This is a genomic window from Leifsonia poae, from assembly GCF_020009625.1.
In the GTDB taxonomy this organism is placed as follows: domain Bacteria; phylum Actinomycetota; class Actinomycetes; order Actinomycetales; family Microbacteriaceae; genus Leifsonia; species Leifsonia poae_A.
Genome location: NZ_JAIHLP010000002.1, coordinates 2,350,093 through 2,362,094, shown reverse-complemented (window position 1 = coordinate 2,362,094; position 12,002 = coordinate 2,350,093). Strand labels below are relative to the sequence as shown.

Here is a 12,002-nt window from a genome sequence, read left to right as displayed (position 1 = left end):
GAATGCGCTCGCCGGTAAGTTGGGTCTGTGAGTACCGAAGACGCCCCCGGCGTGAAACTGCGCCCGGAGATCGTGGCCGTTCCCGCCTACAAGCAGGGCAGGGCCGCACCCGCCGACGGCTTCAAGCTGTCGAGCAACGAGAACCCCTTCCCCCCGCTTCCCGGCGTCGTCGAGGCCGCGACCGCCACGCTCGCCGACCTCAACCGCTACCCGAACGCGGGCGGCCTCGACCTGCGGGAGCGGCTGGCAGAGCGGCACGGTGTGACGGTCGGACAAGTGCACCTCGGCAACGGTTCCGTCTCGCTGCTCGCGCAGCTCATCTCGGCGGCGGCCGGCGTGGGCGACGAGGTCGTCTACTCCTGGCGGTCGTTCGAGGCCTACCCCGGACTTGTCACCGTCGCCGGCGCCACCAGTGTGCAGGTGCCGAACCGTGCCGACGGGGGCCACGACCTCGACGCGATGGCGGCGGCGATCACCGAGCGCACCCGCGTGGTGATCGTCTGCACGCCCAACAACCCGACCGGGCCGATCGTCACAGCGGCCGAGTTCGATGCGTTCATGGCACGGGTCCCGGCCGACCTGCTGGTGCTGCTCGACGAGGCTTACTACGAGTTCGTGACCGACGAGACGTCGGTGGACGGCATCCCGCTGCTCGGGCGCCACCCGAACCTCGTCGTGCTGCGCACGTTCTCGAAGGCGTACGGTCTCGCTGCCCTGCGAGTGGGGTTCGCCGTCGGGCCCGAAGCCGTGCTTGATGCGGCGCGATCGGCGGCCATCCCCCTCTCGGTCATCGACGTGGCCAGGGTGGCGGCGCTGGCCTCCATCGAAGCGGAGGAGGAGCTGATGGAGCGGGTCGCGCGCATCGCCATGCGTCGCGACGAACTCCGCAGTGCACTTCTGTCGCAGGGGTGGAACATTCCCGAAGCCCAGGGCAACTTCCTCTGGCTGGCGACCGGCGAGCAGACAGCGGCCGCGAACGATGCCTTCTTCGACGCCGGACTGACGGTTCGCGCGTTCCCTCCTGAGGGCATCCGCATCAGCATCGGCGAGCAGGAATCTGTGGAGAAACTCCTTGAGGTCAGCGCCGATATTGTGCGGAACCTACCAAATGGGCACGCGTCCAAGCGGTTAGGTTAGTACGGTGCCTGCCACGAACGAGAATCAGAGCCCGGCCGATACGGTGCAGCTCCTGACGGCCGACGGCCGATTCCAGCCGAGCGACGCCGCAGCGGAGTACGTGCCCTACCTGGAGCGGCTCACCGAGAGCGACTACCGACGGTTCTACCGGGACATGGTCGTCGTGCGTAAATTCGACCACGAGTCGGCGAACCTGCAACGGCAGGGGCAGCTGGCCCTCTGGGTGCCGAGCCACGGGCAGGAGGCGGCCCAGGTGGGCTCCGCCCACGCCACCCGCGCGCAGGACCACCTGTTCCCGTCGTACCGGGAGCATGTCGTCGGCATGATCCGCGGGCTCGACCCCGTCAACATCCTGCGGATGCTCCGCGGTGTGACGTTGGGCGGATGGGATCCGGCGGAGAACGGCAACTTCCACCTCTACTCCCTGGTTCTCGGCTCGCAGAGCCTGCACTCCACGGGATACGCCATGGGCATCCAGCTCGACGGCAAAGCCGGAACCGGCAACCCCGAGAAAGATGAAGCGGTCATCGTCTACTTCGGTGACGGCGCGTCGTCGCAGGGCGATGTGAGCGAGGCGCTCGTGTTCGCGGCGAGCTATCGCACACCCCAGGTCTTCTTCCTGCAGAACAACCAATGGGCCATCTCGGTGCCGGTCGAGCGCCAGTCGCGCACCCCGCTCTATCTGCGCGGGAGCGGGTTCGGAATTCCGGGAACGCGGGTGGACGGCAATGACGTTCTCGCCAGCTTCGCGGTGACCGCCAAATGGATGGATGACGCCCGCGCCGGCTACGGACCCGCACTGATCGAAGCGCTCACCTATCGGGTCGGCGCGCACACCACGGCGGACGACCCCACCAAGTACCGCACCGAAGAAGAGCTGCAGTCGTGGATCGCCCGCGACCCGATCGCCCGCTACCGCACCTATCTGGCCGACGTCGGGGTGGGCGAATCGTTCTTCGCCTCCGTCGACGAGGAGGCCGCCGACCTGGCCGCCGATGTGCGCCGACGCCTCCTCGAGGTCACCGCGCCGCCCATGGACGTGATCTTCGACCATGTGTATTCGGAACCTCATCCACTGGTGGCCGAACAGAAGGAGTGGGCGCAGCGGTATGAGGCATCCTTCGATGAGGAGCGCGCATGAGCGACCTGAACCAGAACTTCCCTGTCATCGTCGACGAGTCGGACGCGGCGGAGGCCGCCGAGGTGCATGAGGCCGAGCTCGTCGACGAGCCGAGTGACTCGACCGAACCGGCCGACGACGCAGTGATCGTGGAGGTGGATGTCGAAGCATCCGTCGCCGCATCCTGGGTGCCGAAATCGGAGTTCGAGGACGAAGCCGCGGCAGAAGCCGATATCGAAACGGTCGTTGAAGCCGAGGTCGAACGCGAGGTCGAAAGCGACGTCGAGCCCGATGTCGATGTCGACGTCGAACCCGATGTCGACGAGCCCTCGACGGCCGCGGCGGATGCGTCGCCGGCCGTCACCGCAGCGGTCGCTCGCCCCGTCGTTGCTCCATTCGAGCCGATCGTCTCCCTGCCGTTCGGAAAGGCCATCAACAAGGGTCTGCACGACGCGCTCGCGAACGACCCGAAGGTTCTGCTCATGGGTGAGGACATCGGCCCGCTCGGCGGGGTCTACCGGGTGACCGAGGGTCTGCACGCCGAATTCGGACCGCAGCGGGTGCTCGACACTCCCCTGGCCGAGTCGGGCATCCTCGGCACGGCGATCGGGCTCGCGATGCGCGGCTACCGGCCGGTCTGCGAGATCCAATTCGACGGGTTCATCTTCCCCGCGTTCGACCAGATCACCACCCAGCTGGCGCGGATGCGCAACCGCCATGAGGGACGGGTGACGATGCCGATCGTCATCCGCGTGCCGTACGGCGGTCACATCGGGTCGATCGAGCACCACTCGGAGAGCCCGGAAGCCTACTTCGCGCACACCCCCGGCCTGCGCGTGGTCAGCCCGAGCAACCCCAACGACGCCTACTGGATGATCCAGGAGGCCATCGCTTCCGACGACCCGGTGCTGTTCTTCGAGCCGAAGAGCCGCTACTTCATCAAAGGCGAGGTGGACCTCACCGGGAGCGCGTCCCCGCTCCACTCCGCGAGGGTGGCGCGTCCGGGCACCGATGTGACAGTGGTGGCGCACGGCGCGATGGTCTCGACCCTGCTGCACGCGGCCGATCTGGCGGCCGAAGAGGGCATCAGCCTGGAGGTCATCGACCTGCGCTCGATCTCGCCGCTCGACTACGCACCGATCATTGATTCCGTGCGCAAGACCGGCCGTCTCGTCGTCGTGCAGGAGGCGGCGGGCAACGCGAGCGTCGGATCCGAGATCGCAGCCACGGTCGCCGAACGCGCCTTCTACTCGCTCGAAGCCCCTGTGATCCGGGTCTCGGGATTCGACACCCCCTATCCGCCCTCGAAGGTGGAGGGGATGTACCTCCCCGACGCCGACCGCGTGCTCGAAGCCGTGGATCGCAGCCTCGCCTATTGACCCGGGGCCGGCTCGCCACGCAGACAGCGTGACGCGAGCCGCTGCCGGCACCCACCGGCGCCGGGCGAACCGACCGAAAGAAGTTGCAGCATGAGCGATTCGAAGTTCCTCCTCCCCGACGTCGGCGAGGGTCTCACCGAAGCCGAGATCGTCTCGTGGAAGGTCGCCCCGGGTGACCCGGTGGCGGTGAACCAGGTGATCGTGGAGATCGAGACGGCCAAGTCGCTCGTCGAGCTGCCGTCACCGTTCGAGGGGGTCGTCGGCGAGCTGCTCGTGGAAGAGGGGCAGACCGTCGAGGTGGGTACGCCGATCATCCTGGTGTCGAGCGCCGGCGGAGACGAACCCGCCCCCGAGCCGGTGAGCGAGGTGCAGGAGGCGGCCGCCGATGCGGCGTCGAGTGTCTCACACGAATCGGAGACGGCACCCGCAGCCGAGAAACCTCTGGTGGGCTACGGTGCGAGCGCGCACGGCGCGAGCCGTCGCCGCCGGGTGACGCATCCCGGCACCAGCTCGATCCCGGTGGCGTCGGCTCCGGTGGCGTCGGCTCCGGTCGCGTCGGCAGTTCCGGCCGGGGTTTCGAACGCGACGGTATCGGTGGCGTCGGCTTCGGATGCGACAGCCGCGGCCCCGACGGCGGGCCTCGCGGTGCGGCACGAGGTGCCCGGGGTGCCGAGCGTTCCCGTGATCGCCAAGCCGCCCATCCGCAAGCTGGCGAAAGACCTCGGCGTCGACCTCGCCGCGGTGACCGCCACCGGGCCGATCGGCGACATCACCCGCGACGATGTGCTGCGCGAGGCCACTCAGGTGAGCGTGTTCCGCAACATCCAGACGCCGGAGTGGCCGAACGACCGTGAAGACCGCATTCCGGTCAAGGGTGTGCGCAAGGCGATCGCGAACGCGATGACCTCGAGTGCGTTCAGCGCCCCGCACGTGAGCCTGTTCGTCGATGTGGATGCCACTCGCACCATGGAGTTCGTCAAACGGCTCAAGAACTCCCCCGACTTCGCCGGAGTGAAAGTGTCGCCGCTTCTCATCATGGCGAAGGCGATCATCTGGGCGGTGCGGCGCAATCCGATGGTGAACTCGTCGTGGACCGATGAGGAGATCATCGTGCGCCACTACGTGAACCTGGGCATCGCCGCCGCCACCCCGCGCGGCCTCATCGTGCCGAATGTGAAGGAAGCGCAGGACATGTCACTGCTCGACCTGGCCGGGGCGCTGGAACAGCTCACCCTCACGGCGCGCGACGGCAAGACTCCCCCGGCCGATATGGCCGGCGGCACCATCACGATCACCAACATCGGGGTGTTCGGGATGGACACGGGCACGCCCATCCTGAACCCGGGCGAGGTGGGCATCGTCGCGCTCGGCACGATCAAACAGAAACCGTGGGTTGTCGACGGAGAGGTGCGGCCGCGGTTCGTCACGACGCTCGGTGCCTCCTTCGACCACCGGGTGGTGGACGGGGATGTCGCCTCCCGCTTCCTCGCCGACGTCGCCTCCATCATCGAGGAGCCCGCCCTCCTGCTCGACTGACCCGAGTCGCCCTCCCCGCCCGCTCTCCCTCCCGCCGACGGTCCGACACTTCGCCCGAATGTCGACATTCGCGCGATTTGTCGCAAATGTTCGGCTGATGGTGTGGGAGGGGAAGGGGTTAGCCGATGCCTTCGAGCACGTCCGTCTCGGTGGTGCCGATGGCGGCGATGACGGCCGGGCGGTTCTTCCTCAGCCAGACATAGCGGGCGATCGCGATCGCGACGATCGCGAGGAAGAGGAGCGGGATGATGTTGAGCGGGAACGCGGGGACGGGGAAGACGTTCGCGTAGAACACGTACGCCATCGCGCCGACGGCGAGTACCGTGCACGGCCAGAGCAGCCAGTTCTTCACGCCGAGCCGGCGGAGGAAGATCGGTGCGGCGATGGCCACGGCGGCGTAAGCGACCATGTAGCCGAAAGTTCCGAACGTGTCGACCCAGACCAGCACGTCGTTCGCGTCGACACCGAACAGGTAGAGCACGACCGGAACGGCGACGACCAGGGGCGCGAAGGTGAGCAGGGCGCGGTGCGGGGTGAGGTTGCGCTCGTGGGTGGCGCCGAACATCCGGGGTGCGACACCCTCTTTGCCCATCACGTAGACGATGCGGCCGATGACGTTGAGCGGGGCGACGACGACCGCGAAGAACGACGCGGCGACACCCAGGTTGAGCACGGGGCTGAACCAGCCGGGCATGCCGACGACGTGGGCGATGTCGTCGAGCGGGCTGGCGGAGGTGCCGAGCTTGTCGCCGAGGACCGCGACCTGGGTGTACGCGGCGAACACGTAGAGGACGCCGACGCCGAGAGCGCTCCACATGATGGCTCGCGGGATGGCCTTGAACGGGTTGCGGGCCTCCCGGCCGAGCGCATCCGCACTGGAGAAGCCGACGAAGCCGAGGATGGCGAGCACCATGCCGACGGCGACGCCCTGCGGCGCGGCCCCGGTGAGCGCGAACTGGGCGGGGTCGAATGCGGCCGGGCCCGCGTGCACCAGAGCGATGATGAGCAGCACCGTGATGATGGTGACCGACACGATCTCGAGAACGAGCGACACCCGGGCCGAGAGTCGCACACCGCGCATGGTGAACAGGGCGGCCAGGCCGCCGAGCACGATCGCGAGCAGGATCTGCCCCCACACGCCGCTGATCGGGACACCCAGCTGGTTGAGCACGGTGCCCAGGTAGATCACCGAGCCGCTGAGCGAGCCGGCGGCGATGCCGAAGCAGCCGATGACGAGCGTGACACCGGTGAGGAACGCGCCGAACGGGCCGAGCCCGGCGGCCGCGTAGTTGTAGAGGGAGCCGGCCGAGGCGCGGCGTTTCGCGAACTGGGAGATGCAGTAGCCGACCGCGAGGATGATGACGGTGGCCAGGGCGAACGACACCCAGGTGCCGTTCCCGGCGGTGACGAAGATCGCGGCGGCGGTGAACGCGATGACGGCGGACGGGGCGATGTTGGCGATCGCCTGCGCGACGAGCTCGGCGCCGCCCATCGCGCCGCGGCGCAGGCCGGCGTCGGCCGGGGGCGCTGTGGTGGTGGTCTCAGACAACGGAGTCTCCCTTGGGGGTGAGGGGTGCAGCACGGACGTGCGGCACAGGGTGCGGGGGTTCGGGATGCGGTGGTGCGGGTGCGGGTGCGGGTGCAGTGCGGTGCACGTGCCGGGACGGGTCCCGGCACGGGGTCAGGGAAGGAGCAGGGTGCGCAGGGCAGTGCCGGCCTGCAGGGCATCGAGGGCCGATTCGGCTTCGGCGAGCGGGCGGCGCGCGCTGACCAGCAGGTCGAGCTCCAGCTCTCCGTCCATGTAACGGTCGACGAGGGCCGGAATGTCGATCGACGGGCGAACGCTGCCGTAGTTGGAGCCGAGGATGCGCTGGTCGGCTTCGGCCAGCACGAGCGGCTCGAACGAGGCGCGGGCGCCGGTCGGGGGGAGCCCGACGATCACGGCGGCGCCACCCAGCCCGAGCATCCGGATGGCCTGTTCGGTCGTCGCGGTGTTGCCGATGGCATCGAAGGCGTAGTCGGCACCGTCGGGGAGCAGTTCGCGCAGGGCTTCCACCGCATCCACCTGTGAAGCGTCGATCTCGTCGGTGGCGCCGAGGCGGCGGGCGAGCGCGGTCTTCTCCGCGCGCACATCCACGGCGACGATGCGTTCCGCCCCGGCGAGCCGGGCGCCCTGCACGACGGAGAGTCCGACGCCGCCGCAGCCGATCACGACGACGAGCGAACCGGGTTCGACGGCGGCCGTGTTGGTGACCGCCCCGACGCCGGTGGCGACCGCGCAGCCGACGAGGGCGATCACGTCGAGCGGGGCATCGTCGCGCACCTTGATGGCGCCGGAGGCGGGGACGACGGCTTCTTCGGCGAACGACGAGACTCCGAGATAGTGGTGGATGCGCTCGCCGTCGAGCGACAGACGCGAGGTGCCGTCTTGCAGGACGCCGTTCGGGGCGACGATGTTCGCGGCCACCTGGCAGCGGGCTTCGTGCCCGGCCAGGCAGTACCGGCATTCGTTGCAGGGCGCGACCCAGGAGAGGACGACGTGGTCGCCTTCGGCGAGCGTGGAGACGCCTGGCCCGACAGCGGTCACGACACCGGAACCCTCGTGGCCCATCACAAGCGGCGTGGGCGCGGCCCATTCGCCGCGGCGCACGTGCAGGTCGGAGTGGCAGACGCCGGCGGCGGCGATGCGCACGCGCACTTCGCCCGGTCCGGGCTCGGCGAGGTCGACATCGGCGAGGCGGATGGAGCGGTCGACACTGTCGAACACGATTGCTTTCACGAGGATCCTTCGGTGCTGATCGGCGCGAGCGGGCCGCGTCGTTACGATTGACGCAATGCTATGAGTCGGGATGAGGGGCGGGAACCCGACGTTTCGTCGAGGCCGGCGGACCACGCACGCCGATTCGGCAGGCCGGTTCGCCGGATGTGTGAGGAGGTTCGGTGCCCGAGACGCCCGATCGCGATGCCGCGGAGGCCCGCCTGGTCAGTGGCGGGATCATCTCCCTCACTCTCGCGGCCCGTCGCGGCGGGACCGAGGCCATCGTCACGACGCTCTCCGGTCTGCTGAACGGCTGGGCCGTGCTGGTGGACCGCTACGGGCAGCCGATCGCGGCCGTCGGGGCGGGACGCATCCACATCGACGACGCGATCTCGGCTGCGACCCAGCGCTCCCGGCGCATCCGGCACCCCGATCTGCAGGTGTTCCCCGTCGGTCGGGCCGAGGATCCCCGGGCCACGCTGGTGGTCTCGGCCCGGCGTGGCGTGACGAGCCGCACCCGCGATCTCGCCACGCAGGCCGCCGCCCTGCTCGACCTCACCTTCTTTCCGCGGCGCGACGGTCGTCTCGAAGAGCTGGCCCGTCAGGATGCGGTGGATGTGCTGCTGCACGGCTCCCCCGATCTCGCACGCTCCCTCGCCGGCCGGTGGGGGATCACCGGCACCCAGCTGGTGGTTGGTGTCGTGCGCGCCCGCTCCCGCGCCGTGATGTTGGAGAGCAGGGCGCTCGAGTGGCTCGACGAGCTGGAGCTGCCGCCGCTGGCCGCCGCCGTCGACGCCGAGGTCGTGGTGGTGCTCGGCCCGGAGACGGTCGGCGCCTGGAGCGAGCGCATCCTGACGGCGGCGACCGTGGAGCGTGTGCCGGTGCGCTGCGGGCTCGGCGCTCCGGCCCCGTTCGGCGCGCTCGCGACCGGTCGGCTGCAGGCCGCTCAGGCGGTGGGGATCGCGCTCGCCGACGATCGCCCGGTCGTGGAGTTCGGCCGCATGACGAGTGTGGAGGAACTGTTGCGGGCCATCCCGGCGCCCGCGGTGGCGGCCTTGGTGGAGCCGTTGCGTCCGCTGGCGGCCGATCCCGACGGCCAATTGCTCGAGTCGCTGCGGGTGTTCCTCTCTGAGAACGGCAGCTGGGAGGCGGCGGCGTCGCAGCTCGGCGTGCACCGGCACACATTGCGCAATCGCATCCAGAAGATCGAGGAGCTGACGGGGTTGTCGATGTCGAGCGCCGAGGACCGGGCTTTGGCCTGGCTGGCTGTCCAGGCGCGCGTCTGGTTCTGACCGCGATGTGGTTTTGACAATCATTATCAATAAGCCGTACAGTCGTAACGTGTCCGGCACGGGCACGACTCTCCCGACTTAGACAGGTCCCCTGCATGAAGACGCGAACCATCGTCTCCCTCCTGGCCATGCCCGCCGCGGCGGCCATCACCGCGCTCGCCCTCACCGGATGCTCCGGTACCGCCGGCGCCTCCGACAGCGCCACGAGCGGCGAACTCTCCATCGTCGCCAGCACCAACGTCTACGGCGACATCGCCAAGACCATCGCCGGCGACGCCGTGCAGGTCACCTCCATCATGAGCAACCCGGCCCAAGACCCGCACTCCTTCGAGGCCAGTGCCCAGAACCAGCTGCAGATCTCGAAAGCGAACATCGTGATCGAGAACGGCGGCGGCTACGACGACTTCATGGGCACCATGCTCTCATCGTCGGGCAACGAAAGGGCCACCGTTCTCAACGCCGTCGACATCTCCGGCAAGAAGGCGGTCGGCGGCGAGCTCAACGAGCATGTCTGGTACGACTTCCCCACCGTGCAGAAGCTGACGCAGAAACTCGTGGCGGCGCTGTCGAAGGCCGACGCATCCCAGGCGGCCACCTTCCAGAAGAACGGCGACGCCTTCGTCGCCAAGCTGACCGGCCTCGAGAACCGCGAGGCCGCACTGAAACTGAAGTACGCCGGCGAGGGCGCCTCCATCACGGAACCCGTTCCGCTCTACCTGCTCGACGCGATCGGTCTCGACAACAAGACCCCGCACCCGTTCAGCGCAGCGATCGAGGAAGGCACGGACGTCTCCCCCGCCGTGCTGCAGCAGACGCTCGACCTTTACAGCAGCGGCTCGGTGAAACTGCTCGCCTACAATGAGCAGACCAGTGGCCCGGAGACCGAGAAGGTCCTCGCCGCCGCCAAGAGCGCCGGTGTCGCGATCGTGCCGGTCACCGAGACCCTCCCGAGCGGCAAGGACTACCTCAGCTGGATGACGGACAACCTGAACGCCGTGGCCACGGCACTCGGCGAATGACGCCGACCGCCGACGGGCACGACGCCGAACCGCTGGAGCGGGTCGCCGCACCGGATGAACGCCCGGTGGTGCTCAGCCTGCGCCAGGCGAACCTCGGATTCGGCTCCCGAACCCTGTGGAGCGGTCTCAGTATCGACGTGCACGCCGGCGAGTTCGTCGCGGTGCTCGGCCCGAACGGGTCCGGCAAGACGAGCCTGCTCAAGACGATCCTCGGCCAACAGCAGCTCGACTCGGGAACGATCGAGTTCGACGGGCATCCCGTGCGCCGAGGCGACCGACGCATCGGGTACATCCCGCAGCAGAAGCTGATCGCACCGGGCACGCCGATGCGCGCGCGCGACCTTGTGGCGCTGGGCGTCAACGGCCACCGCTGGGGGTTGCCGATCCCCACCCGCGCCGACCGTGCCCAGGTGGAAGACCTCATCGACGCCGTCGGCGCGCGCCGCTACGCGGATGTGCCTGTGGGCAGCCTCTCCGGCGGCGAGCAGCAGCGCCTGCGTGTCGGCCAGGCCCTCGCCGGAGATCCGGCGCTGCTCCTCTGCGACGAGCCGCTGCTCTCACTCGACCTGCAGCACCAGCGCGGCGTGAGCGAGCTCATCGACCGTCGACGGCGCGAGCATGACAGCGCCGTGGTGTTCGTCACGCACGACGTCAACCCCGTGCTCGGGATGGTCGACAAAGTGCTGTATCTGGCCGGAGGGCGGTTCCGCGAAGGCACCCCGGATGAGGTGCTGCGCAGCGAGGTCCTCACCGATCTGTACGGAACCCCGGTCGACGTCATCCGCAGTCGTGGCCGCATCGTGGTGGTGGGCATCCCTGATGCTGAGACGCACGACCACCACGACCACTCCCGACTCCCCCACGAGGAGCCCGCCGCATGATCGCGCACCTCGCCGACTCCCCCGATCTGTGGTCGCAGCTGTTCAACTTCGCGAACTACGGCGAACTGCTCGCCCTCGTGAAGAACTCGATCTTCGCCGGGGCCGTGCTCGGCATCGTCGGCGGTCTCATCGGCGTCTTCGTGATGCAGCGCGACATGGCGTTCGCCGTGCACGGGATCAGTGAGCTCTCGTTCGCCGGTGCGGCGGCGGCGCTGCTCTTCGGGGCGAATGTGGTGATCGGTTCTCTGGCGGGCTCGCTCGTCGCCGCCATCCTGATCGGCCTCCTCGGCGCGAAAGCCCGCGACCGCAACTCGATCATCGCTGTGCTCATGCCGTTCGGCCTCGGCCTCGGCATCCTGTTCCTCGCCCTCTACCCGGGCCGCAGTGCCAACAAGTTCGGCCTGCTCACCGGGCAGATCGTCTCGGTCGACGACCCCCAGCTCGGCTGGCTGATGGCGATCGGCGCAGTGGTGCTCATCGGCCTGTTGCTCATCTGGCGTCCGCTCGCCTTCGACAGCCTGGATGCGGATGTCGCGGCCTCCCGCGGCGTACCGGTGCGATTCATCTCGCTCGCATTCATGGTGCTGCTCGGCCTCGCCGTCGCCGTCTCGGTGCAGATCGTCGGCGCACTGCTCGTGCTCTCGCTGCTCGTCACGCCGGCCGCCGCCGCGATGCGGGTCTCCTCGTCGCCGCTCGTCGTCCCGCTGCTGAGTGTGGGCTTCGCGCTGACCTCGGTGGTGGGCGGCATCATGCTGGCGCTCGGCGGCTCCCTGCCGATCAGCCCCTACGTCACCACCATCTCCTTCGTCATCTACGTGGTCTGCCGGCTCGTCGGCGCCCGCACCGGCTCACGGCGACTCGTGAGGCAGGCGGGCTAGCC

Annotated in this window: 10 protein-coding genes; 8 read left to right on the top strand and 2 right to left on the bottom strand. The window is 68.8% G+C overall.

Features of this window, described 5'->3' with window-relative positions; genetic code table 11:
• The first annotated feature begins 27 nt into the window (after positions 1-27).
• The 4 genes from K5L49_RS11945 (at position 28) to K5L49_RS11930 (ending at position 5,172) form a co-directional block, all read left to right on the top strand.
• Complete coding sequence (locus K5L49_RS11945) at positions 28-1,137, top strand: histidinol-phosphate transaminase (protein ID WP_223693010.1); 1,110 nt, start codon at positions 28-30, stop codon at positions 1,135-1,137.
• 4 nt (positions 1,138-1,141) lie between these two features.
• Positions 1,142-2,278: a thiamine pyrophosphate-dependent dehydrogenase E1 component subunit alpha gene (locus tag K5L49_RS11940; protein ID WP_223693009.1), complete on the top strand. Its 1,137-nt coding sequence runs from the start codon at positions 1,142-1,144 to the stop codon at positions 2,276-2,278.
• 383 nt (positions 2,279-2,661) lie between these two features.
• The gene (locus tag K5L49_RS11935; protein WP_223695294.1) at positions 2,662-3,636 is read left to right on the top strand and encodes an alpha-ketoacid dehydrogenase subunit beta; all 975 of its coding nucleotides are present in this window, start codon (positions 2,662-2,664) and stop codon (positions 3,634-3,636) included.
• 90 nt (positions 3,637-3,726) lie between these two features.
• Positions 3,727-5,172 (top strand): dihydrolipoamide acetyltransferase family protein, encoded by a 1,446-nt coding sequence (locus K5L49_RS11930; protein WP_223693008.1) that lies wholly within the window; start codon positions 3,727-3,729, stop codon positions 5,170-5,172.
• 118 nt (positions 5,173-5,290) lie between these two features.
• Here K5L49_RS11930 and K5L49_RS11925 read toward each other — a convergent pair whose 3' ends face one another.
• A complete protein-coding gene (locus K5L49_RS11925) occupies positions 5,291-6,721 on the bottom strand; it encodes an APC family permease (protein ID WP_223693007.1) in 1,431 nt (476 codons plus the stop codon).
• 132 nt (positions 6,722-6,853) lie between these two features.
• Positions 6,854-7,951, bottom strand: a complete 1,098-nt coding sequence (locus K5L49_RS11920) for an alcohol dehydrogenase catalytic domain-containing protein (protein WP_223693006.1) — start codon at positions 7,949-7,951, stop codon at positions 6,854-6,856.
• Between the two features lie 161 nt (positions 7,952-8,112).
• Between K5L49_RS11920 and K5L49_RS20475 the strand changes: the two genes are divergently transcribed.
• The 4 genes from K5L49_RS20475 to K5L49_RS11900 all read left to right on the top strand — a co-directional run bounded on the left by K5L49_RS20475 (position 8,113) and on the right by K5L49_RS11900 (position 12,000).
• Complete coding sequence (locus K5L49_RS20475) at positions 8,113-9,222, top strand: PucR family transcriptional regulator (RefSeq protein WP_223693005.1); 1,110 nt, start codon at positions 8,113-8,115, stop codon at positions 9,220-9,222.
• 95 nt (positions 9,223-9,317) lie between these two features.
• Complete coding sequence (locus K5L49_RS11910) at positions 9,318-10,241, top strand: metal ABC transporter solute-binding protein, Zn/Mn family (RefSeq protein WP_223693004.1); 924 nt, start codon at positions 9,318-9,320, stop codon at positions 10,239-10,241.
• On the top strand, positions 10,238-11,122 hold the full coding sequence (locus K5L49_RS11905; RefSeq protein ID WP_223693003.1) for a metal ABC transporter ATP-binding protein: 885 nt from the start codon (positions 10,238-10,240) through the stop codon (positions 11,120-11,122). The genes K5L49_RS11910 and K5L49_RS11905 overlap by 4 nt, the downstream gene beginning before the upstream one ends.
• Positions 11,119-12,000 carry a metal ABC transporter permease gene (locus tag K5L49_RS11900; RefSeq protein ID WP_223693002.1) on the top strand — a complete coding sequence of 294 codons (882 nt, stop codon included), beginning with the start codon at positions 11,119-11,121 and terminating at the stop codon, positions 11,998-12,000. The genes K5L49_RS11905 and K5L49_RS11900 overlap by 4 nt, the downstream gene beginning before the upstream one ends.
• Positions 12,001-12,002 lie beyond the last annotated feature (2 nt).

What these genes read in the sequence shown, in the direction of transcription:
- K5L49_RS11930 (WP_223693008.1), top strand. Translation starts at nt 3,727, where the DNA reads ATGAGCGATTCGAAGTTCCTCCTCCCCGACGTCGGCGAGGGTCTCACC.
- K5L49_RS11910 (WP_223693004.1), top strand. Translation starts at nt 9,318, where the DNA reads ATGAAGACGCGAACCATCGTCTCCCTCCTGGCCATGCCCGCCGCGGCG.
- K5L49_RS11905 (WP_223693003.1), top strand. Translation starts at nt 10,238, where the DNA reads ATGACGCCGACCGCCGACGGGCACGACGCCGAACCGCTGGAGCGGGTC.
- K5L49_RS11900 (WP_223693002.1), top strand. Translation starts at nt 11,119, where the DNA reads ATGATCGCGCACCTCGCCGACTCCCCCGATCTGTGGTCGCAGCTGTTC.